23 protein-coding genes and 1 pseudogene are annotated in these 21,432 nt (G+C 35.0%); 13 read left to right on the top strand and 11 right to left on the bottom strand.

What is annotated here, in order from left to right; all coding sequences use genetic code 11:
- Positions 1-96: pseudogene (locus tag KO493_RS15885) on the top strand (transposase); the annotation flags it as partial.
- An 83-nt stretch (positions 97-179) separates the two neighbouring features.
- Here the strand turns inward: KO493_RS15885 and KO493_RS06500 are convergent.
- Positions 180-1,118: a LysR family transcriptional regulator gene (locus KO493_RS06500; protein ID WP_216067130.1), complete on the bottom strand. Its 939-nt coding sequence runs from the start codon at positions 1,116-1,118 to the stop codon at positions 180-182.
- 106 nt (positions 1,119-1,224) lie between these two features.
- On the opposite strand from KO493_RS06500, the gene KO493_RS06495 reads away from it, so the two are divergent.
- A complete protein-coding gene (locus tag KO493_RS06495; protein WP_216067129.1) occupies positions 1,225-1,704 on the top strand; it encodes a Dps family protein in 480 nt (159 codons plus the stop codon).
- A 135-nt stretch (positions 1,705-1,839) separates the two neighbouring features.
- Here KO493_RS06495 and KO493_RS06490 read toward each other — a convergent pair whose 3' ends face one another.
- The 5 genes from KO493_RS06490 to KO493_RS06470 all read right to left on the bottom strand — a co-directional run bounded on the left by KO493_RS06490 (position 1,840) and on the right by KO493_RS06470 (position 7,628).
- Positions 1,840-3,165, bottom strand: coding sequence for a DUF58 domain-containing protein (locus KO493_RS06490; protein WP_216067128.1), 1,326 nt, complete (start codon positions 3,163-3,165; stop codon positions 1,840-1,842).
- A gap of 461 nt (positions 3,166-3,626) precedes the next feature.
- The gene (locus KO493_RS06485; protein WP_216067127.1) at positions 3,627-4,688 is read right to left on the bottom strand and encodes an AAA family ATPase; all 1,062 of its coding nucleotides are present in this window, start codon (positions 4,686-4,688) and stop codon (positions 3,627-3,629) included.
- Positions 4,689-4,690: 2 nt separating this feature from the next.
- On the bottom strand, positions 4,691-5,896 hold the full coding sequence (locus KO493_RS06480) for a DUF4350 domain-containing protein (RefSeq protein WP_216067126.1): 1,206 nt from the start codon (positions 5,894-5,896) through the stop codon (positions 4,691-4,693).
- A complete protein-coding gene (locus tag KO493_RS06475) occupies positions 5,893-6,642 on the bottom strand; it encodes a hypothetical protein (RefSeq protein WP_216067125.1) in 750 nt (249 codons plus the stop codon). The genes KO493_RS06480 and KO493_RS06475 overlap by 4 nt, the downstream gene beginning before the upstream one ends.
- Complete coding sequence (locus tag KO493_RS06470) at positions 6,639-7,628, bottom strand: stage II sporulation protein M (protein ID WP_216067124.1); 990 nt, start codon at positions 7,626-7,628, stop codon at positions 6,639-6,641. Before KO493_RS06470 ends, KO493_RS06475 begins: the two co-directional genes overlap by 4 nt.
- Before the next feature lie 24 nt (positions 7,629-7,652).
- On the opposite strand from KO493_RS06470, the gene KO493_RS06465 reads away from it, so the two are divergent.
- Positions 7,653-8,372, top strand: a complete 720-nt coding sequence (locus KO493_RS06465) for an RDD family protein (RefSeq protein WP_216067123.1) — start codon at positions 7,653-7,655, stop codon at positions 8,370-8,372.
- 91 nt (positions 8,373-8,463) lie between these two features.
- Entirely contained in the window at positions 8,464-9,075 is a 612-nt protein-coding gene (locus KO493_RS06460; RefSeq protein ID WP_216067122.1) for a trimeric intracellular cation channel family protein, read from the top strand.
- 21 nt (positions 9,076-9,096) lie between these two features.
- On the opposite strand, the gene KO493_RS06455 is transcribed toward KO493_RS06460, so the two are convergent.
- Positions 9,097-9,804 (bottom strand): peptidylprolyl isomerase, encoded by a 708-nt coding sequence (locus KO493_RS06455; protein WP_216067121.1) that lies wholly within the window; start codon positions 9,802-9,804, stop codon positions 9,097-9,099.
- Positions 9,805-9,843: 39 nt separating this feature from the next.
- Between KO493_RS06455 and KO493_RS06450 the strand changes: the two genes are divergently transcribed.
- The 6 genes from KO493_RS06450 to yaaA all read left to right on the top strand — a co-directional run bounded on the left by KO493_RS06450 (position 9,844) and on the right by yaaA (position 16,727).
- Positions 9,844-10,485 (top strand): NUDIX hydrolase, encoded by a 642-nt coding sequence (locus KO493_RS06450; RefSeq protein WP_216067120.1) that lies wholly within the window; start codon positions 9,844-9,846, stop codon positions 10,483-10,485.
- Between the two features lie 52 nt (positions 10,486-10,537).
- Positions 10,538-11,335: a lysophospholipid acyltransferase family protein gene (locus tag KO493_RS06445; RefSeq protein WP_216067119.1), complete on the top strand. Its 798-nt coding sequence runs from the start codon at positions 10,538-10,540 to the stop codon at positions 11,333-11,335.
- 34 nt (positions 11,336-11,369) lie between these two features.
- Complete coding sequence (gene recQ / locus KO493_RS06440) at positions 11,370-13,505, top strand: DNA helicase RecQ (protein WP_216067118.1); 2,136 nt, start codon at positions 11,370-11,372, stop codon at positions 13,503-13,505.
- Positions 13,506-13,804: 299 nt separating this feature from the next.
- Positions 13,805-14,365, top strand: a complete 561-nt coding sequence (locus KO493_RS06435; RefSeq protein ID WP_216067117.1) for a pentapeptide repeat-containing protein — start codon at positions 13,805-13,807, stop codon at positions 14,363-14,365.
- 194 nt (positions 14,366-14,559) lie between these two features.
- Positions 14,560-15,783 carry an APC family permease gene (locus tag KO493_RS06430; RefSeq protein ID WP_216067137.1) on the top strand — a complete coding sequence of 408 codons (1,224 nt, stop codon included), beginning with the start codon at positions 14,560-14,562 and terminating at the stop codon, positions 15,781-15,783.
- A gap of 185 nt (positions 15,784-15,968) precedes the next feature.
- On the top strand, positions 15,969-16,727 hold the full coding sequence (gene yaaA / locus KO493_RS06425; protein WP_216067116.1) for a peroxide stress protein YaaA: 759 nt from the start codon (positions 15,969-15,971) through the stop codon (positions 16,725-16,727).
- A gap of 21 nt (positions 16,728-16,748) precedes the next feature.
- Here the strand turns inward: yaaA and KO493_RS06420 are convergent, their stop codons facing one another.
- A complete protein-coding gene (locus KO493_RS06420) occupies positions 16,749-16,883 on the bottom strand; it encodes a 30S ribosomal protein THX (RefSeq protein WP_216067115.1) in 135 nt (44 codons plus the stop codon).
- A 435-nt stretch (positions 16,884-17,318) separates the two neighbouring features.
- Here KO493_RS06420 and KO493_RS06415 point away from each other — a divergent pair, with 435 nt between their 5' ends.
- Genes KO493_RS06415 through KO493_RS06405 form a run of 3 tightly spaced genes read left to right on the top strand, consistent with a single transcriptional unit; the run spans position 17,319 to position 19,068 of the window.
- The gene (locus KO493_RS06415; RefSeq protein ID WP_216067114.1) at positions 17,319-18,632 is read left to right on the top strand and encodes a DEAD/DEAH box helicase; all 1,314 of its coding nucleotides are present in this window, start codon (positions 17,319-17,321) and stop codon (positions 18,630-18,632) included.
- 6 nt (positions 18,633-18,638) lie between these two features.
- Positions 18,639-18,863 carry a DUF6500 family protein gene (locus tag KO493_RS06410; RefSeq protein ID WP_216067113.1) on the top strand — a complete coding sequence of 75 codons (225 nt, stop codon included), beginning with the start codon at positions 18,639-18,641 and terminating at the stop codon, positions 18,861-18,863.
- Positions 18,844-19,068, top strand: coding sequence for a VF530 family DNA-binding protein (locus tag KO493_RS06405; RefSeq protein WP_216067112.1), 225 nt, complete (start codon positions 18,844-18,846; stop codon positions 19,066-19,068). The genes KO493_RS06410 and KO493_RS06405 overlap by 20 nt, the downstream gene beginning before the upstream one ends.
- A gap of 295 nt (positions 19,069-19,363) precedes the next feature.
- Here KO493_RS06405 and KO493_RS06400 read toward each other — a convergent pair whose 3' ends face one another.
- From KO493_RS06400 to map, 3 genes are all read right to left on the bottom strand, one after another.
- Positions 19,364-20,131 carry a class I SAM-dependent methyltransferase gene (locus KO493_RS06400; RefSeq protein WP_354667423.1) on the bottom strand — a complete coding sequence of 256 codons (768 nt, stop codon included), beginning with the start codon at positions 20,129-20,131 and terminating at the stop codon, positions 19,364-19,366.
- A gap of 25 nt (positions 20,132-20,156) precedes the next feature.
- Positions 20,157-20,531, bottom strand: a complete 375-nt coding sequence (locus tag KO493_RS06395) for a GxxExxY protein (protein ID WP_216067110.1) — start codon at positions 20,529-20,531, stop codon at positions 20,157-20,159.
- An 82-nt stretch (positions 20,532-20,613) separates the two neighbouring features.
- Entirely contained in the window at positions 20,614-21,432 is an 819-nt protein-coding gene (map, locus tag KO493_RS06390) for a type I methionyl aminopeptidase (protein WP_216067109.1), read from the bottom strand.

Below are 21,432 nucleotides of genomic sequence, written 5' to 3'. Positions count from 1 at the left end.
TCTTTTAATGCCAAGATTAAAGAATTCAGAGCTATGTTTAGAGGTGTTAGAGATATCCCGTTTTTCCTGTTTAGACTAACTAAATTATATGCCTAATTTTTACAGCTCCCCAATAATATTCCTTGATCCCTAGAAACTAAGCTGTTTTGTGCCCGTTTATAGAAAATTTAAATAAAAAATTATTTAGGTAAGGGACTTACAATTTTTACATTCTGAAAAGCAATCGCCCCACGTATAATTCCAGATATAACGTCTTGAAGCGCCTCTATAATTTGCATTTTCAATTCACTTTTATGGTAAATGATGCTTACTTCACGCGCCGGAGTTGGGTCGTTGAAATAATGTAGGTTCTTAGTTTCGCTACTGTTTATGTCTAAAGTGTGCAGATATGGAAGTAAAGTCATCCCTAAACCTTCATTAGAGAGCTTTATTAAGGTTTCAATACTACCACTTTCTAATTGGAATTTATCATCCACATGATCCTTAAATGCCTTGCATAAATTAAGTACACCATCTCTAAAACAATGCCCATCTTCGAGTAGCAACATGTCATCTACATCTAAATCTGTGACATCAATCTTATTATTGGTGTGCAAACGATGACCATTTGGGATGTAGCTCACAAAAGGTTCAAAATAAAGTACGCGTTCTTTTATGTTTTCATCTTCTAATGGTGTCGCCGCAATAGCTGCATCTAAATGACCATCTTTAATTCTAGTAATAATTTCTTCGGTAGTTAATTCTTCTATTTTAAGCTTCACTTTTGGATGTTTCTTAATGAAGCTTTTTAGAAACATGGGTAATAAAGTAGGCATAATGGTAGGAATGATTCCTAAGCGAAATTCACCTCCAATAAACCCTTTTTGTTGATCTACAATATCTTGAATGCGATACGATTCATTAACTATATTTCTGGCCTGATTAACTATTTTTTTGCCAACATCGGTTAACTCGATGGGTTTTTTACTACGATCGAAAATTTGAACATCAAGTTGATCTTCAAGTTTCTGTATCTGCATACTCAATGTTGGTTGGGTAACAAAGCATTTTTCGGCAGCTTTTGTGAAGTTCTGGTTTTCGGCAACAGCCAAAACATAGTACAATTGGGTAATAGTCATATGTTATCAATTTAGATTATAAAAGTATAAAAACTATCAATAAAATCTATACATAAGATGGTTAATTATAGATTAAATTTGTAGTAAATAGCAAAATATTGAAATTATGAAATTAAATAGTATAGGATTAGATACAGAAAAAACGAAAGCTTTAGCAGACGATTTAAACCATTTATTAGCTAATTTTCAAATTTATTATCAAAATTTAAGAGGTATTCACTGGAATATTAAAGGTAAAGCTTTCTTTGATTTACATGTGAAGTTTGAAGAATTATACACCGATGCAAATACCAAAGTTGATGAAATCGCCGAACGTATTTTAACTTTAGGAGCAACACCTTTACATACTTTCGAAGATTATTCCGCGAAAGCGCAAGTACCGGTAGGAAAGAACATTTCTAAGGATGATTTGGCCGTTAGATTAATTGTAGACTCTTTATCTGAATTATTAAAAATAGAAAGAGACCTTTTAGAGAAAGCAGGAGACGCCAGTGATGAAGGAACCAACTCGATGATGAGTGATTTTATCACCGAACAGGAAAAAACAGTTTGGATGATGAAAGCTTGGTTAAGCGAAACAGTATAGTAAGAATAGGTATTCTTTTTTGTAGATTGAATTTAACGAATTTACACAGGTAGATTTAGTTCTGCAAACCCTTCAGGTTTTTAAAACCTGAAGGGTTTTCTATTTCGTGAAAAAACAACACATCGACGTTCCATATTACAGCATCCCACGCGCTTTAATTTCCAGATACTTATTAATAGTATCAATAGTTAGATGTTCTGGCGTAGTTAAAATTGAGTGAATACCGTACTTTTTAAGCTCGTTAGCAATTAAGCGTTTTTCAAACTCAAATTTTTCAGCAATGACCTTGTCGTAAACCTGCTGAACAGTTTCAGCTTTATTCGATGTCATTTGATTTACTTCGGTGTTCTTAAAGAAAATAACTACCAGTAAATGGCTTTTAGAAATGGCTTTCAAATAAGGTAGTTGCCGTTCTAGTCCATCTAAAGTTTCAAAATTCGTGTACATTAAAAGCAAACTACGGTTTGTAATGTGCTTTTTTATGTTTCCGTATAAACGGCTAAAATCACTTTCAAAATAATCGGTTTTTACATTGTAAAGCGCTTCTAGAATGAGGCGCATTTGTGAATTTCTGCGCTCGGCCATCACGACATTTTCAATATTTTTTGAAAATGAAAACAGCCCCGCTTTATCATGTTTTTTGAGAACAACATTACTGATTACTAGAGAGGCATTTATGGCATAGTCTAATAAACTCAAGCCATTAAAAGGCATTTTCATGAGGCGCCCTTTATCAATGATTGAATAAACAGGTTGCGATTTTTCATCTTGAAACTGATTAACCATCAATTGATTTTTCTTCGCTGTGGCTTTCCAGTTTATCGTGCGTAAATCATCCCCCAGAACATAGTCTTTAATTTGTTCAAATTCCATGGAATGCCCAAGACGTCGTACTTTTTTTAATCCGTAATCCAGTGAGTTTTTATTGATGTTTAGCAGCTCAAACTTTTTTAATTGTTTAAAACTGGGGTAGGTTGGGATTTCGTTTCCTGTATTAAATGTATAACGCTTTGCAACTATTTTTAAAACGGAAGTGGCGTAAATATTTAGATCTCCAAACTTATATAAACCACGCTCGGTTGGTTTTAAATGGTATGGAATATTTTCTGATTGACGTGAAGCAATCATTTTATTGATTTTAAAATCACGCACTTGAAACTGTTCTGGAATTTCGTCTATAATTTCAAGATGAATGGTAATCGGGTAGTGGTTTTCAATTGCAATTTCAACTAAATTTTGATCGCCATTAGAAAATTTATCAGGTAAAACCCTGGAAGCCTCAATATTATTTTTTCCCATGAAAATAATAAGGATGTCAAGAATAAATAATACAGCCAAAACTAAAATGGAAAGTTGCGCAATGATGAATAACCACGGAACAAAATAACTTAAAGCAAACAAAACCACAAGGCCTATTCCGGCATAAAAAAAACGAGGCTGTATGTAGAATGATTTAAACATTTTTTTGGTTATTGGTTATTGGTTGATGGTTATTGGTTGATGGTTGTTGGTTTTTAGTTGTTACGCTGAGGTTCACAAGGTCTCGCAGAGGATTTTTAGACATAGATTTCACTGATTTTCACAGATTGTGTTAACGTGTTTTTCTTTGCGACTTAGCGTCTCTGCGAGAAACCTTTCTCTGTGCCCCTCTGCGCGTTCTCTGCGTATCTCTGTGAAATAACTTCATGTCATAGCTCCTAGGCATATTTTTTGTTATTGGTTGATAGTTGTTACGCTGAGAATCACAGAGGTTTCACAGAGGGTTTTTAGACACAGATTTCACTGATTTTCACAGATTGTATTAACGTGTATTCCTTTGCGCCTTAGCGTCTCCGCGAGAAACAGTTCTTTGTGCCCCTCTGTGCGTTCTTTGCGTATCTCTGTGTTATAACTTTGAAACAATTTCTGTGAATTAACCCAAACTAGCGCGGGATCTCGACCGTTTCAATAATTTGTTTTATAACTTGCTTACTTGAAATGCCTTCCATTTCACGCTCTGGTGTTACAATAACACGATGATGCAATACAGGAATAGCGGCACGTTTAATATCTTCTGGTGTCACAAAATCTCGTCCGCTCATGGCAGCAAAAGCTTTACTCGCTTTTAATATAGCAATCGAGGCTCTTGGTGAGGCTCCTAAATATAAAAACTGATTGCTTCTAGTGGCCACAATGAGTTGTGCAATGTATTTTATGAGATGTTCTTCAACAAGAATTTGAGTCACCAAGTTCTGGTATTTTATAATTTGTTCTGCTGTTAAAAACGAATTGATTTCGTCAATTTTCGTTTTATCTTTTAAGGCATGTTCTCTGCTAATAATTTCAATTTCTTCTTCTAAATTAGGGTAGTCAACATCTATTTTGAAAAGAAAACGATCTAATTGCGCTTCAGGTAAACGGTACGTTCCTTCTTGCTCTACTGGATTTTGGGTGGCTAACACCATAAAAGGGGAGTCTAATATAAACTTATTTCCATCGATGGTAATTTGTTGTTCTTCCATCACTTCAAACAAGGCCGCTTGTGTTTTTGCTGGCGAGCGGTTAATTTCATCAATAAGAATCATGTTTGAAAAAATAGGCCCTTTTTTAAACTCGAATTCGGTGTTTTTTAAGTTAAAAACCGAGGTTCCTAGAATATCACTAGGCATTAAATCTGGTGTAAATTGAATTCGACTAAAACCAACACTTAATGATTTTGCCAATAGTTTCGCGGTTACGGTTTTGGCAACACCAGGAACACCTTCAATTAATGAATGGCCTTTGGCTAAAAGTGAGGCGATTAGCATGTCTACCATATCAGACTGTCCAACGATGACTTTACCGACTTCCGCTTTTATGTTCTGAACACTATTTTGTAGTTCAGATAAATCCAAACGACTTTGAAACTGCACATTATTACCACTTTCTTGATGATTTGAAATAGCGTTTTTTGGTGTATTTGGTAAATAATCTTGTTGTCCTTGCTGTTCTATATTTTCGTCCATAATTATTTTAAATTAAAGGCTTCTATAAGTGTGTTTAGTTTTATGAGTTGGGTTTCTGTAACGTCATTTTGTGTTTTTAACCAACTTATATAATTTATTAATGCTTTGACTTCTTCTCTTTTTTTACCAGCTTTTGAAGCCAATCGATCTATAAAATCATCGTCTAAAATACTGGTGTTTAATTGAAAATCGGTTCTAATTTTTTCTAAAAAGTAAGTGATTTTTTTATCAATAAGGTTTTTATGGTCTTTGGTTTCAAAGTATAAATTAGATACGGTTTTTACAAAAGCGACCGAGGTGTTCTGTAAAGGCGTGATGATTTTTATAATGCGCTGCCTGCGTTTGGCATTAAAAATCATGAATAAAATACCAAAAACCAAGGCTGTATACCAAGCCCAACGAAATGCCTGTTGTTCTAAAAACCATTTGAGGTTCGATTCTTTTTCTACGTCTGCATGGTAAGGCGTTTGCACTTTTGTAAAAGAATCAAAATAGATGTCATTTTCGGGTAAAAAGGATAAAATGCCTTCAACATATTGATAGCGATTTTCCTTTAAAAGATTATAATTTGTAAAAGCCTTAGGTTCGGTGTGTAGGTAAATGGTGCCTGTTCCAAACGGTATTTTTAAAAAATTGGCATGTTTATAATCGATCTTGGAATGGCCTAATACCGCATGTTTCTGTTTGTTGAAACTTGAAAAGTATGAGTCTCCAATGTTTTTATCAATTTTGATGGAGTCTAGGTCAAGACCTTTTAAGGACAGGCTTGAAATGCTGTCTTTTGTGTTTTTTATAAAGGTGGTCTCTATTCCTAAAGTGTCTAAAATTTTCTGCGGAAAGCTGTAATCTGAAATAAAAAGCGTGTTTCCAGAATCAGAAAAATTCAACAATTCATCAATAGATTCTGGTAATAAATAACATGAATTCCCGATAATAAGGTAACTGCCTTCAGCCACAAATTCACCATAAAGCCCATTGGAATGTGCGCTTAAATAACTTTCAGGTTGGTGATAAACCGTTCTTACTTTATGGTTTTTAAACAGTTTAGGAAGTTCTTTGTATAAAATACTTGTGCCATAAGGCTTGTTGCTTCTTTCGTTATAGGATTCTGCCCAATCTACAGTTTTGGTTCGTGAAGCACTGGAAATTATGACTGCCATAATAACGAGTACCACTATTATTAGGGTTATTGGTAAAATTTTTCTCATGATTTTACCTGTTTTAAAAATGCTTCGAAATTGCTTTTTGCCTTGTTGTATGTTTCAAGGTTTACAGGGAATTCCCCATACCAGATGTAATTGTATAAATACGAAATATAACCAAAGTCTTTACCAAAAGCTGTGTTGTGAAGTTCGCTTAGATATTCAGAATTTGTCTTGTCGTCTTCAAATTTTATAAGGTTATTAATACTAAGCGTTTTTAATACTAACAAATAATAGTATCGAATGGCCAAGCGGTAGTTTGTGTCTTTTTCAGCATGATGTATTAAACTTTTAATATCTGCATTTTCAATGTTTTCAGCTGTAATATCTTCATTAGTATTAACCGTTTTATTTCTTTTTGAAGTGAACAAGCTCGTGCCGCCTTCTTTAAAAATCATATAAACCAAAAAGATTACCGCCAGTGTTATGGCTAAATAGAAAAACCAGCCAATAGGATCTAAGTTTATACTTAAATCATCTTGGTTATTTTCTTCTTCTGGAGTTTTGTCTCCTAGTCCGTTGCCTTTCTCTCCTTTTTGGTAGGCATTATAGTTGCCACTGCCTTGCTTTATAGATCTTACAACGGCAGCTCCTTCGTAATTAAATCGAGAATCTGAATAGCGTGTTTTAAAATCAGCATCAAAATGTCGAAGCTGTTCAGGTTCTTGAGTTATAGGCAAGCAAAAGGCCATTTGATGCCAGCATAGCACCAAAACCAAAAGAATAAAAGTGTATGGTTTGGTTAGTTTCAAGCAGGTAGCATTGTTGTAGGTGAGATTTTGGTAATTTTCTTCTGTATTTTAAAAGGGTAAATTAAATAATAATACGCTATTAAACTTAAGGTGCTTAAAATTATGAACACCGATAACCAATGCGGCATGATGTTAGAATACCGTGTAACGAAACCTTCTAAAAATCCAGCGGCAAGGGTAAAAGGAAAGGTGCTAATTAGTATTTTAACTCCAGTTTTTGCGCCACGTTTAAATGAAGTGTATCTAGAATGGGTTGCTGGAAATAGTATACTTGCCCCCAAAATTAAACCCGCAGCAGCTTCAATAACAATGGCGAAAATTTCCATCGAGCCGTGAATCCAAATGCCGCGAACACTTTCCCAAAACACATTTTTTTCATAAAAAAAGTACTGAAATGAACCTAGCATAATACAGTTTTTAAACATGATGTATAGGGTGCCAATACCTAAAAATACGCCTAATATAAATGCGATAATACCAACTTTAAGGTTATTGATGGTAATGCCAATAAAGCTTCCCCAATTACTACCACTTTTATAAACGGCAACAGGATCGCCAGCTTCGATATTTTCTAAAGACATGTTTACATAATGATCACCTAAAATAGAACGTACAAATTCACCATCGTTGGCTGCTGAAATAACACCTACAAACGTAAAAGCAAAAAAGATGATAAAGGCGGTATAAATAAATTTTCGATATTGGTAACAAATTAAGGGTACCTCAGTTTTCCAAAAGGAGACGATTCTGCTGGTGTCTTCGCGTTTTGTTTTGTAAATTTTTTGAAAGGCTTTGGCAGCTAGTTGATTGAGATAAATAACAACCTTGCTTTTGGGATAGTAAGTTTGGGCATAGGACAGATCGTTTACAACATGAATGTATTGCGTCGCGAGTTCGTCTGGGTTTTCAAAATCGTTATTGAAAATGGCCTTTTCAAAACTTAACCATTTTTCCTTATTTTGCTTGATGAATGAAACTTCCCTCATATATTTGATAAATTAAAATATAAAATGTCAGAGTTACAAATTAACACCACGCAAAATGTAAAAATAAGCTTTATAGCCGCAGGTCCAGGAGAGCGCTTATTAGCTTTTGTTATAGATATGGCTATTAAAATAGGCTATTTAATGGTACTAGGTAATCTATTTGGTGTTTTTGAGAATATGGATGAGTGGTCTCAAATAGCTATTAATACCGTACTAAGTTTTCCTGTTGTCTTTTATACTTTAGTCTTGGAGTTCATGTTTAACGGACAAACCTTAGGGAAGCGCATCATGAAAATACGGGTGGTGAAAATTGATGGCTATCAAGCCTCATTTTCAGATTATGTAGTACGATGGTTTTTTCGCATAGCCGATATTTATATTTTTGGTTTGGGCTTTTTTGTCATGTCTATGAACAAGAAAACACAGCGTATTGGTGATATGGCAGCCGGAGCCGCTGTTATTGTGCTAAAAGATCAGGTGAATATGAGCCATACTATATTAGAAGACTTAGCCGATAATTATATACCCACCTACCCAAACGTGATTAAGTTATCCGATAACGATGCCCGTATTATTAAAGAGACGTTTCAGAATTCAAAACTGACAAATGATTATAAAACTCTAATCAAATTACGCCAGAAGGTTATAGAGGTGGCAGGCATTAAAGAGGTAAAGCAATCTTCTGATATGGAGTTTATAAAAGTTATTTTAAAAGATTATAATTTTTATACTCAAAATATGTAAATGAAGACTACTTTTGCGGCGCGAAAGTAAATAGCTAAATAATAGACTTTCCCTAAATTAATTTAAGAACGTATTTAATTAAGGACTAACTATGTTTTATATCATTGAGGTTTTTGGAACTGCGGCCTTTGCAATATCAGGCGTTTTAATTGCTTTAAAAAAGCGAATGGATTTTTTCGGTATTATAATTATCGCATTTGTAACTTCTGTAGGTGGCGGTACCTTACGTGATTTGCTTATTGGTGTAACGCCAGTAAGTTGGATGACGGATATCTTATATACCTATGTTATTTTAGGAGCTTCTGTTTTTGCTATTGTTTTTAGAAATAAGCTAAATTATTTACGAACTTCCCTCTTTTTATTTGATACCATCGGGATAGGACTCTATACCGTAGTTGGTGTAGAACGTGCTATAAGCGTAGGTTTACATCCTTTAAATTGTATAGCCATAGGAACAATAACCGCTTGTTTTGGAGGTGTTGTTCGTGATGTGCTATGTAATGAAATTCCTGTGATTTTTAGGAAAGAAATTTATGCTACGGCTTGTATCTTAGGGGGAATCACTTATTTTATATTGCAGTACTTACCAATTGAAGGTGACTTTATTTTTATAATCGCTGGACTTGTGGTTATTCTAGTGCGTTTATTAGCTGTGATTTTTAAAATTGCACTGCCCAATTTATATGGTAATACGGGTGATTAATGTAATAAAGAATAGTTTAAACTACTCTATAATTTTCACATCACGTATGTAAATATTTTGATTAGGCCAATCGGCATCGTCGGTTTCTACACCAGCAATTTTATCAACGACATCCATGCCTTTAATAACATGTCCGAAAATGGTATAATCGCCATCTAGAAAATGAGCACCCCCTTTTTGTTGTACAATGAAAAACTCATAAGGTGATGCGAGTTTGTGTGGGTTGTCAATATCGCTACTTGGCATAGAAATAACACCTCTGTCATGTTTAAAGCCACGTTTTGTATCCGGTGGGAGCAGGTATTTACCGATGTAATGTCGTTTTCTAGATGTTTCTTTTTCATCGCTATTTCCGGCTTGTACCATGAAATTATCAATGACACGATAAAACTGGGTGTTGTTGAAGTATTTTTGTTTGGTAAGCCAAATAAAGTTAGAACGATGAAATTTTGTTTCGTTGTATAGTAGGATGTCTATGTCGCCAAAATCTGTTGAGATTCTTACCTTGTTTTCTTTGTGATGTTTGTCGTACTCTAAGAAGAAATCCATGGCATTTTTTTCGGTGAGCCTAGGGAATTCTCGCTTTTTTATCGTAGCCTTTGGGCTTCGTTTTTCCGTTTTTTCTGTGGTAATCTCTACTTTAGTTTCAGGCGTATTTTTCTTTTTACTTTTTTTATCTTCACAATTTAGAAGAAGAAATAAAAAGCAAAAAATAAGTTTAAACTTCATTAGCTTTAATTTTATTATCCATTGAAAAATAGCATTCAAATGAATTTTGATACATTTTTGCAAGCGCTTTCAAAAATAGAAAATATACCGATATTAGGCGAAGCATCGCACTTTAAAATGGTGCCGTCTTTCCGTCATGAGTTTCTGCGAAACCAGGAAGTAGCCATAGAAAATGCAAAATTAGCTGGTGTTTTAGCCCTGTTTTACCCTAATAACACTCATGAAACCTGTTTTGTTTTAATTCTAAGAAATACCTATAAAGGCGTACATTCTGCGCAGGTTGCTTTTCCTGGAGGAAAATATGAAGATGACGATGATTCTTTAAAAGAAACTGCTTTACGTGAAACTTTTGAAGAAGTTGGTGTGCCAATGGAACATATGAAGGTGGTTAAAAAGCTGTCTCAAGTTTATATTCCGCCAAGTAATTTTTACGTGCAACCATTTATTGGGGTTACGCATAAAACACCAAAATTCAAGAAACAAGCCGATGAGGTAGAATTAATTATTGAGGTGTCTTTAAGTGATTTTTTAGATGATAGTTTCTTAGTGACTAAAAAAGTTAAAAGTTCTTACAGTCTTGAAGTTGAGGTTCCAGCATTTAAATTAAATGGTCACATTGTTTGGGGTGCCACTGCGATGATGTTGAGCGAAATTAAAGACCTGTTAAAAGAACTCATATAATCTATGAGATTTACTACATTTGCACCACCAACTGAAAATTGAAGAAGGATTTATGGGATTACTTAAAAAAAATCCATTCGGACACATATTATTATTTAAAAAATGGCTGATTAGAATATTCGGTCTACTTACACATAGACGTTTTAGAGGGTTTAATGAACTGCAAATTGAAGGTTCAGAAGTCATTAAAAACTTACCAGATACTAAAGTGTTATTCATATCAAACCATCAAACTTATTTTGCCGATGTGGTATCGATGTTTCACGTATTCAACGCCAGTTTAAGTGGTCGTGTTGATTCGATTAAAAACGTGGGTTACATTTGGAATCCTAAATTGAACATCTACTATGTGGCTGCAAAAGAAACCATGAAAGCAGGGTTGTTACCTAAAATCTTGGCTTATATGGGGTCCATTAGTATTGAAAGAACATGGCGTTCTGAAGGTAAAGATGTTAACCGACAAGTGAAAATGAGTGATATTTCTAGTATCGGAAAAGCACTTGACGATGGTTGGGTGATTACCTTTCCGCAAGGTACAACTACGCCTTTTAAACCGGTTAGAAAAGGAACAGCTCATATTATTAAACGTTACAGGCCTATTGTTGTGCCTATTGTTATTGATGGTTTCCGCCGTTCGTTTGATAAAAAAGGTTTACGTATTAAAAAGAAAAATATTCTTCAGTCTTTCGAGATTAAAGAGCCTTTAGATATTGATTATGATAATGATTCTACAGACGATATCATTACAAAAATTGAGTATGCTATCGAGCAACACCCTTCATTTTTAAAGGTCGTTCCGCAAAAGGAATTGGAAGAAATTGAAGCTTTAAATAAATTAAGAGAGTGGTAATTAACCACTGGAATTTTAATTTTTAGAAGTTTTGATGCAAACTACCGAAGTTCAGGAACAGCTATTTTCAAATTTAAAAACCTATTTCGGGTACGATAGTTTTAGGGCGCAGCAACAAGCCATCATTGAAACCGTTTTAAGCAAAAAAGACTGCTTGGTTATCATGCCAACAGGTGGTGGAAAATCGATTTGCTTTCAATTGCCAGCGTTAAGTTTTGAGGGGGTTACTTTGGTGATTTCACCATTAATAGCGCTCATGAAAGACCAAGTTGATGGTTTAAATGCCAATGGTATTACGGCGTCATATTTCAATAGTAGTCAGAGTGCTAGTGAACAACACGATATTATAGAACGTGTTATTAGCGCCGATTTAAAACTGCTTTATGTGGCTCCAGAAAGTCTAGCTGCACTTCAAAATATTATTACTGAAAAATATATTAGTTGTGTCGCCATTGATGAAGCGCATTGTATTTCGTCGTGGGGTCATGATTTTAGACCTTCATATCAGCAATTAGGTTTTCTAAAATCAACATTACCAAACACGCCTTTTATCGCTTTAACTGCAACAGCCGATAAAGCCACACGTAGTGATATTGCTAAACAATTACGCATAGAACACGCCCAGCAATTTATTTCTTCTTTCGATAGACAAAATATTGAATTGGAGGTGCGCCCAGCGGATAATAGAATTTCTCAAATAGTAAAATTTATAAAGAGAAATCAAGGCCAATCTGGAATTGTATACTGTTTAAGTCGGAAAACAACCGAACAATTAGCGAAAAAGCTGAAAACCAACGGTATTTCCGCGAAAGCGTATCATGCGGGTTTGAGTTTTGATGAGCGTTCTAAAGTTCAAGAATCCTTTATTTTTGATAGAACACAAATTGTTTGTGCTACTGTCGCCTTCGGGATGGGTATCGATAAATCGAACGTGCGCTGGGTGGTGCATTACAACATGCCTAAAAATATAGAGGGTTATTATCAGGAAATTGGTCGTGCTGGTCGCGACGGACTAAAATCTCACGCTTTATTGTTTCATAGTTATGCGGATGTGATTCAGCTACGGAATTTTGCCAGTGGGGCTTCAAATGAGGCGTTTCAAATTGCAAAACTAGACCGTATGAAACAGTTTAGTGAATCGACCACCTGCAGAAGAAAAATTTTACTGAGTTATTTCGGGGAACTTCTAGCGGAAAATTGCGGAAACTGTGATGTGTGTAAAAATCCGCCACAAATTTTCGATGGTACCATCATCGCTCAAAAAATACTATCTGCTGTTTATCGCTTAAAAGAATCGGAGGCCATAGGTATGATTATCGATGTACTTCGTGGTTCGCAAAACGCTGGTGTTTTAGATAAAGGCTATAACCAACTGAAAACTTTTGGTATTGGAAGAGACATCGCGTATCGCGATTGGCAGCACTTAATTATTCAACTTATTAATCAAGGCTTTTGTGAAATTGCTTTTCATCAAAATAATGCCCTTCGGCTTACCGAATTTTCTAAAAAAGTATTGTTTGAAGGCGCTAAAGTGTCGCTAACTAAACCCGTTCATATTCCGGAACCAAAGGTGAAAGAACGCGTTAAGCGCAAACCAAAAGCTACACCAAAAACACGTGTTAAAAAGCGAGAGAATACCTTGTTTGAGCGTTTAAGACAATTGCGATATAAAATTGCTTTAGAAGAAAATATTCCTGCTTATTTGATTTTTAGTGATGCTACTTTAAAGGAAATAGAGCGCGAACGCCCATTAAGTGAGGACGACTTTTTAAGTATTAGCGGGGTTGGGCAGCGAAAACTTGAGGTTTATGGTGATGAATTTATTGCTGAAATCTTAGATTTTATGGGCTCGAAGGTTAAAAAGCCTAAAAAGAAAGCCACGCATTTGGTGACCTATGATCTTTATAAAAACGGACTTACAGTTGAAGAGATTTCTGTTGAACGCAAACTTTCTACCACTACCATATACTCCCATATCGCAAAACTACACAGCACAGGTAAAGCAGTTAATATTTACGATTTTGTTTCTAAAAGTGAGGTGGAAGCCGTAAGAAAAGCGAAATCTGTATTAGACGCCCCAACCGCTCTGAAACCTTATTATGACCACTTGAACGGCGATTTAGATTATTTTAAAATTCGTTTGGCATTGAGTGTGATTGATAAAAATTAATTTTGAATACCTTTAATAAATAATGAACGACGCGAACGTCACCCTGAACTCGATTAACCACTTTGAGTCTTTGATTTCAGGGTCTCATAAAGAAGTTCAAGTTTATCTATGTTGAAATTAAAGTTCATATTTTATTATAAAGAGTATTGGTTCTCGACTCCGCTCGAACACCGGTTAAATTGATGACTCGTGACGGTGTTCGAGCGGAGTCGAGAACTTGTTATTATGCATAATTAAAGCTAAAAATCAACCTTAAGATGTCTAATTAATACCTTTCAAGTTTTAAGTAAATTTATCCCATGGTAGAAGATCAAAAATTCAACAAACAAGATTTTACAGAAAACAGATTGCCGCATGGCGATTACGAATACTGTACTTTCTCTAATTGTAATTTTTCAAATGCTTTTTTAAACGGTATTCGGTTTTTAGAATGTGAATTTATAGATTGTAATTTCAGTTCAACAAATATTTCTCATAGCACCTTTCAAGACGTGACCTTTCAAGGCTGTAAAATGTTGGGATTGCATTTCGAGTCTTGCGATACCTTTGGGTTTTCAGTCCAGTTTAATAATTGTAATCTAGAGCACAGTTCGTTTTATCAAATGGATTTAAAATCGACACGTTTTTTAGATACTAATCTTAGTCATGTAGACTTTACTGAAGCAAACTTAGGTGGTGTTGTTTTTAATAATTGTGACCTTAAACACACTGCTTTTAGTCAAAGTAATTTAGAAGGTGCAGACTTCAGAACAGCTATAAATTATAATCTGAACCCAGAGAACAATAAAATGAAAGGTGCTAAATTTTCTTTAGATGGTGTTGTAGGACTTTTAACTAAGTACAAGATTGATGTAAAGTAAATATGTTATTTGTTTTAGTGTCTTATTTAGAGCACTTGTGTAAATAGTTTTTAGAGAAGGTTTTTTTATTATGTAGGAATTGTAAATTTGAATTATGGCTTTAATACTTAAATCATTGGAAGAATTTGAATAAATCAACTATTGAGAATAAAAAAATAGGACTTAAAGAAGCCATTTCAATAGGGATAGGAGGTATGGTTGGTGGCGGAATTTTTGCTGTGTTGGGGCTTGCTGTTTCTTTGGCAAAAGGAGGAACACCTATTGCTTTTTTATTGGCGGGAATTTTGGCTTTGATTACGTCTTATAGCTACGTAAATCTCTCGAAATCCTACCCTGATCGTGGTGGAACCGTAAAATTCATCAATCAAGGTTTTGGGAAAACGGTTTTTAGCGGTGGTGTAAATAATCTGCTGTGGGTAAGTTACATTATCATGATGTCACTCTATGCTTCTGCTTTTGGGTCCTATGCTCCTAATTTATTCGAAATAACTTCTAATGGAACGATTAACTTTCATATTTATGCCTCGGCAATAATCGTACTAGCAACGGCTATAAATTATTATAGCATTACTGTTGTTGGAAAAATTGAATCGTATGCGGTGATTATAAAATTGGTGATTCTTCTGGGCTTTATTTTTATAGGGGCCTATGGTTTAATAGGAAATCCAAATATCTCACAATTGGCTATGTCCCGATGGGAAACACCGATAAAATTATTTGCTGGTGGTATGGTGATTTTTGTGGCTTACGAAGGTTTTGAGCTTATTGCCAATGCTGTTCCCGATATTGATAACCCAGAGAAAAATATACCACGTGCTTATTATTATTCCGTGTTATTTGTAATCATACTTTATGTCATAATTGCTTTAGTAACGGTGGGGTCGCTTCCGTTTGGCGATATAGCAGAAGCTGAAGATTATGTTTTAGCAGAAGCCGCAAAACCTATGTTAGGACAGATTGGTTTTTCAATTATTACAATTGCTGCTTTAATTTCTACATTTTCGGCAATAAACGCATCACTATATGGAGGCAGTCGCGTTAATTATGAAATTGCTGAAGATGATGAACTTCCACATTATTTTTTAGGGAAATTTCATAAACAACCTATCGGGTTGATGATTAGCGCCGTTGCAACTATAATTTTAGTAAATGTTTTAGATTTGGAAAGTATTTCAACCGCAGGAAGTATTGGTTTTTTACTCATTTTTGCCATAGTCAATTTTGTAGGGTATAAGCTGTCTGATGCTATAGGTGGAGGTAAAATCATTCCTTTAATTGGTTTTGTGCTTTGTATAGTGGCTATAGTAGTACTTGTTAATCAGCAGTTCGATACGAATAGCGTAGGTGTTTATGTTTCAGTGGCTATTTTTTGTGTCTGTTTCATTATTGAATGGTTCTATAAAAAATCAGAAAAATAGAATTAAAAACATGGGTTTCAACAAAGAGATGAAACATCAATTTTATCTATATAAACATCATAAATAATTCTAAGTGAACTTAAAAAAAGTAGCCTAGGAGTTGTAAATTTGACCTGAAAGTAAAAGATTTCGTTTGTGTTAAAATGGTATAATTCAGCGAAAGCGAAAAAGACAAAAAAGTATTTATGAAATTAGTAATATCTCCAGCCAAGTCCTTAGATTTTGAAAGCGAATTGCCTATAACAGAACATACAGAGCCTCAGTTTTTAAAACAATCGGAGCGTTTAAATAAATTATTAAAAAAGAAATCGGCTAAAAGTTTATCCAAACTTATGAGTATTTCTGATGCTTTGGGACAGTTAAATTACGAACGCAATCATGCCTGGGAATTGCCTTTTACCCAAGATAATGCCCGACCTGCGGTGTATGCTTTTAATGGCGATGTGTACCGTGGTTTGGATGCTTACACAATTCCTGAAGATAAAATAGAAACCTTGCAAAGTACCGTGAGAATTCTGTCAGGACTATATGGTGTTTTAAAACCAACCGATTTAATCCAACCTTATCGTTTGGAAATGGGAACTAAATTTCCCGTAGGCGTGAAAAAAAATCTTTATGAGTTTTGGAAAAAAGACATTACCAAAGCACTAAATGAGGAATTGGAAGATGATGAGTTGTTCTTAAACTTAGCCAGTAACGAATATTTTAAAGCGGTTGATACTAAAGCGCTAAAAGTGCCAATTATAACGGCAAATTTTAAAGATTTTAAAAATGGCGAATATAAAATGATTTCCTTTTATGCTAAAGCTGCCCGCGGACTCATGGCGCGTTACGTGGTAGATACCAACGCAAAAACCATTGACGATTTAAAAGGTTTTAATTACGAAGGTTACGGACTAAGTGAAGCAATGTCTAAAGAAAACGACTTGGTTTTTATTAGATAGCATGCATAAACAAAGCGCATTCTATTTGGGTTGCGCTTTGTTACCAATGCCGATTTTATGTTCTATGGAAGGCTTCTTTTTAATTTTAGGGCGTCTTACTCCAAAAGTACCTCTATAGATTTTGCCACGTTTCGTTTTTTTATCTCCTTTTCCCATTTTCTATTTATTTTTTTTTCGCTTTCGCGGAATTTGTGCTGAACTTGAAAATTAACTTTATAGATTTGTTGAGCCTATCTATCGGCAGAAAAGTGAAGTCGAAACTTCAGTTTAAAGCAAATAATTAAACTTATCGATTCCCCTCGAAGACGGTCATGAAACCTTAATTGAACCGCTGTTCAAGCGGAGTCGAGAACATTTTTTCAATAATTATTAGCGTTACAAAATCTAAAATTATATATCAAAAGCGATTTGATGTGTTATTAAAAACTCAATTTAAAGTACAAAGCTAGCTACTAATCTCTTTCGCTTTAAAATTACAAAATTTAACACAACAATAAGTATTTAAGCGCAAATGGTAAAATTAGCTGTACATTTGCCCCCTTAAAGAAGTAGACTATAAATTTTTGTATGTGTACTTCATAAACAAAATATATGTCATTTCAATCTTTAGGCTTATCCGATGCCTTGTTAAAAGCAATTAGCAAAAAAGGATACACAACACCATCTCCAATTCAGCAAAAAGCAATACCTCCAGTTTTAGAAGGGAACGATGTTTTAGCATCGGCGCAAACAGGAACTGGGAAAACTGCAGGTTTTACGTTACCACTTTTACATATACTTTCTGAAAATCCGAAAGAAAAATTCAGACCTATTCGTGCTTTAATTTTAACGCCAACACGTGAATTAGCAGCGCAAGTGTACGCGAATGTTAGAGAATATAGCGAGTTTTTAAACTTACGAAGTGCCGTTATTTTTGGTGGAGTAAACCAGAAACCACAAGCTGCAACCATCCGTCAAGGGGTTGATGTTTTAGTGGCTACTCCAGGACGTTTGTTAGATTTACAAAGTCAGGGCTTATTATCGCTTAAACGAGTTGAGATTTTTGTACTCGATGAAGCCGACCGTATGTTAGATATGGGCTTTTTAAGAGATATTGAAAAAGTAATTAAAAGTATGCCAGAGAAGCGTCAGAATTTGATGTTTTCGGCAACCTTTTCAAAAGATATCAAGAAGTTAGCCCATGGGATTTTAAATCATCCTATTCAAGTGGAAGCTACTCCTGAAAATACCACGGTGGAAGCTATTTCACAAAAAGTATATCGTGTTGCCAAAGGATCTAAAACAGGCTTGATTATTAAGTTAATTTCAGATGGTAATTGGAAACAAGTTTTAGTGTTTACACGTACAAAACATGGTGCTAATAAGTTGTGCGAAAAAATGGGGAAAGCAGGAATTACTGCTGCCGCTATTCACGGTAATAAAAGTCAGGGGGCACGAACCAAAGCCTTATCTGGTTTTAAATCGGGTCGTGTGCGTGTTTTAGTCGCTACCGATATTGCGGCTAGAGGATTGGACATTCCGTTATTACCTCACGTGATAAATTTTGAATTGCCTAATGTATCTGAAGATTACGTACACCGTATTGGTAGAACAGGTAGAGCAGGAGCTAAGGGGGAAGCAATTTCTTTAGTTTCGGCCGATGAAACGACCTTTTTAAGAGATATTGAAAAACTTATCGAATTAAAGTTGCCAGTAGAAATTGTTGAAGGTTTTGAGCCAGACCCAAATGCTTCTACAGCACCAATAAAGCAGGGGCAAGGCCGTCAGAATAGAGCGCCTCGAAAATCAAATTCTAAAAGTTCAGGCGGAAACTCAGGAAATTCTAGTAGAAGTTCTTCTAGAAATTCAGGAGGAAGAAGCAATAAGTCAAGACGACCAAATCGTAGCAGCGACAACAGAAGATAAGCGGTTTTGGAACAGGTTTTAAAAGATAAGATTCTAGAAGTTTGCGATAAGAAAATTGCCGCCAAAGGAGACAACGTTGGTATTTCGTTCTATGCGTTTTTTAAAAATAAAAATGATAATCCGGAATTATTGATGGAAGCTGCAACCTGGTGGATTGAAACGCATCAGTTAGACCATTTTGAAAAAGCTGTAAAAATTAAAAAATTAGCCCTTGGAAAAACAACCAAATAACCCGTTACATGGCGTAAAGCTTGAGCAAATCATTAATGACTTGGTAACGCATTACGGTTGGGAATACATGGGGTATAATATAAAAATTAGATGTTTCACGGAAAACCCTTCCGTGAAGTCTAGTTTAAAGTTTCTTCGTAGAACACCCTGGGCAAGAACCAAGGTGGAAAACATGTATTTAAAGATGTTGAAAAATAAGCGATGATGCTTGTGTCATTCTAGACACGAGGAATTTTTAGATAAAAAGCATGGTGATTTTGACCTTGTTGTCAGTTCGAGTTCAGCCGAGAACGTTTTGAAAAACGACTCTATCGACGTGATTTAAATTTTTCAGACCCTTCAGGTTTCTAAAACCTGAAGGGTCTTATTGTTTAGGAGTACAGTCCTGAAAGTTTTAATATAAAAAAGCAACCAATCTCGACTGCGCTCGATTTGACATGCTACTGAAAAATTAATTTAATTATGTGTGATTGCTCGCTGATTTCTATGTAATTATTACATTATTTAAAAACCACCGGGATAATTTCGCCTTTAGCTAAGCAGTATTTCTCAATCGTTTCTTGGGAAAGTTTTGCCGTATAATCGACTTCTTCAACAGTAAACCCAATACTTCTTAATTTATCGAAATAATCACGACCATAAACACGCACATGATCGTATTGCCCGAATATTTTAGCACGTTCTTTTTTATCGGTAATCGAATCGTCTTCAAAAGTCACGGCGCGATCTAATTCCTGCGGAATTTGAAAAATACCCATACCACCTTTTTTCATCACTCTAAAAAGCTCTTGCATGGCTTTGGTGTCATCAGGAATATGTTCTAAAACGTGATTGCATAATATCAAATCGAATGCGTCATCGGGAAACGGGAGGTTGCAGATATCTGCTTTTACATCAGCTAATGGAGAATTTAAATCTGTAGTCACATAATCTAAATTTTTCATGCATCTGAAGCGCTTATAAAAAGCTTGCTCAGGAGCAAAATGTAAAACTTTTAGGTTTTCGGTAAAAAACTTGGTATCGTTTTTAAGGTATAACCAAAGTAATCGGTGACGCTCTAAAGACAGGGTAGAAGGTGATAAAACATTGTTTCTCTGGTTGCCATAACCATAAGGCAGGAAGGTCTTGAAACTTTTACCGTCTATGGGGTCGGTAAAGTTCGTGCCTTTTAAATAAGAAGCCAAAACAGGACGAATAACGTAGCTTAGCCTGATTAAAATTGGCCTTGGAATGATGTTAAGGATTAATTTGAAAGCTTTTTTAGACACAGATTTCACAGATTATCACAGATTTTTAAAGTATTATGCGTTTGTATTTTAAGCTGTCTTCTCCGAAATTAATAAGAAGGCCTAATTTTAGCTTTGATACAGCTATATAATTAAGTATTTGCTTGGAATGTGAATCAGTTAAACTGCTAATTGCTTTTATTTCTAGAATGATTTTGTCTTCAATTATAAAGTCTGCTTGATATTTATGTGGTAATAAATTGCCTTTATAAAGAATATTAAATTGTTTTTCTCTTGTGAAATTAATATTGTTATCTGTTAATTCAATCTCAAGAGCATCACCATACACTATTTCGTTAAACCCTTTTCCTAATTCTCTATGAACAGCCATACAAGCTCCAATAATTTTGTAGGTATCGTCTTTGTATGGAAAATTTTGCATAGTTAATTTGTCAATTCTAAGAGCAGAGTGGGTAATCTGTGAAAATCTGTGAAATCTGTGTCTGAAAATTAATAACTGAAATTTATAGCACTAAAGCTTCACGTCTAAACTCATCTTCCTCATTACTTTCAATTCCTAAAGCCTCATATATATAACCAAAAGTAGATAACAACTCAGGTTTCCCATCAACAAGTGCTACATCATGTTCAAAGTGCGCCGAAGGTTTATTATCTAAAGTAGTAATCGTCCAGCCGTCTCTGTGTTGTTTGATGCGTTGTGTTCCAAGGTTAATCATCGGTTCAATAGCAACGACCATACCGTCAACAAATTTCTTTCCGCGACCGCGTTTACCATAATTCGGCATTTCAGGATCTTCATGCATCGTACTTCCCAAACCGTGGCCAACCAATTCACGAACGACACCGTAACCATGATCTTCACAATATTTTTGAATGGCAAAACCCACATCGCCAACACGATTATTAGCTTTAAATTCTCTAATCCCTACGTATAAAGATTCCTTGGTTACTTGAAGTAATTTTTCGGTTTCAGGAGCGATTTCGCCAACAGCAAAAGTATAGGCGTGATCACCGTAAAAGCCATTTTTTAAAGCACCACAATCGATAGAAATAATATCACCTTCTTTTAAAGGATCGCCATTAGGAATACCGTGTACGACTTGGGAATTCGGACTCATACAAAGGGTGTTCGGGAAATCATATAACCCTAAAAACCCTGGGATTGCACCGTGATCTCTAATGTGTTCCTCGGCAATTTTATCTAACTGAAGTGTTGTAACACCTGGTTTGATTTGTTTTGCAATTTCGCCTAAAGTTTTCGATACGATTAACGCACTTTCGCGCATTAACTCAATCTCTTCTTTTGTTTTAACAATAATCAT

This window comes from Pseudotamlana agarivorans (genome assembly GCF_018860245.1).
Lineage (GTDB): Bacteria > Bacteroidota > Bacteroidia > Flavobacteriales > Flavobacteriaceae > Pseudotamlana > Pseudotamlana agarivorans_A.
Note: the sequence above shows the minus strand (reverse complement) of the source record. Positions and strands in the feature narration are given on the sequence as shown.

What these genes read in the sequence shown, in the direction of transcription:
- KO493_RS06445 (WP_216067119.1), top strand. Translation starts at nt 10,538, where the DNA reads ATGGGATTACTTAAAAAAAATCCATTCGGACACATATTATTATTTAAA.
- KO493_RS06435 (WP_216067117.1), top strand. Translation starts at nt 13,805, where the DNA reads ATGGTAGAAGATCAAAAATTCAACAAACAAGATTTTACAGAAAACAGA.
- KO493_RS06485 (WP_216067127.1), bottom strand. Translation starts at nt 4,688, where the DNA reads ATGGACGAAAATATAGAACAGCAAGGACAACAAGATTATTTACCAAAT.
- KO493_RS06455 (WP_216067121.1), bottom strand. Translation starts at nt 9,804, where the DNA reads ATGAAGTTTAAACTTATTTTTTGCTTTTTATTTCTTCTTCTAAATTGT.
- KO493_RS06490 (WP_216067128.1), bottom strand. Translation starts at nt 3,165, where the DNA reads ATGTTTAAATCATTCTACATACAGCCTCGTTTTTTTTATGCCGGAATA.
- KO493_RS06460 (WP_216067122.1), top strand. Translation starts at nt 8,464, where the DNA reads ATGTTTTATATCATTGAGGTTTTTGGAACTGCGGCCTTTGCAATATCA.
- KO493_RS06430 (WP_216067137.1), top strand. Translation starts at nt 14,560, where the DNA reads ATGGTTGGTGGCGGAATTTTTGCTGTGTTGGGGCTTGCTGTTTCTTTG.
- KO493_RS06395 (WP_216067110.1), bottom strand. Translation starts at nt 20,531, where the DNA reads ATGCAAAATTTTCCATACAAAGACGATACCTACAAAATTATTGGAGCT.
- KO493_RS06450 (WP_216067120.1), top strand. Translation starts at nt 9,844, where the DNA reads ATGAATTTTGATACATTTTTGCAAGCGCTTTCAAAAATAGAAAATATA.
- KO493_RS06415 (WP_216067114.1), top strand. Translation starts at nt 17,319, where the DNA reads ATGTCATTTCAATCTTTAGGCTTATCCGATGCCTTGTTAAAAGCAATT.
- KO493_RS06480 (WP_216067126.1), bottom strand. Translation starts at nt 5,896, where the DNA reads ATGAGAAAAATTTTACCAATAACCCTAATAATAGTGGTACTCGTTATT.
- recQ (WP_216067118.1), top strand. Translation starts at nt 11,370, where the DNA reads ATGCAAACTACCGAAGTTCAGGAACAGCTATTTTCAAATTTAAAAACC.
- yaaA (WP_216067116.1), top strand. Translation starts at nt 15,969, where the DNA reads ATGAAATTAGTAATATCTCCAGCCAAGTCCTTAGATTTTGAAAGCGAA.
- map (WP_216067109.1), bottom strand. Translation starts at nt 21,432, where the DNA reads ATGATTATTGTTAAAACAAAAGAAGAGATTGAGTTAATGCGCGAAAGT.
- KO493_RS06500 (WP_216067130.1), bottom strand. Translation starts at nt 1,118, where the DNA reads ATGACTATTACCCAATTGTACTATGTTTTGGCTGTTGCCGAAAACCAG.
- KO493_RS06470 (WP_216067124.1), bottom strand. Translation starts at nt 7,628, where the DNA reads ATGAGGGAAGTTTCATTCATCAAGCAAAATAAGGAAAAATGGTTAAGT.
- KO493_RS06420 (WP_216067115.1), bottom strand. Translation starts at nt 16,883, where the DNA reads ATGGGAAAAGGAGATAAAAAAACGAAACGTGGCAAAATCTATAGAGGT.
- KO493_RS06495 (WP_216067129.1), top strand. Translation starts at nt 1,225, where the DNA reads ATGAAATTAAATAGTATAGGATTAGATACAGAAAAAACGAAAGCTTTA.
- KO493_RS06465 (WP_216067123.1), top strand. Translation starts at nt 7,653, where the DNA reads ATGTCAGAGTTACAAATTAACACCACGCAAAATGTAAAAATAAGCTTT.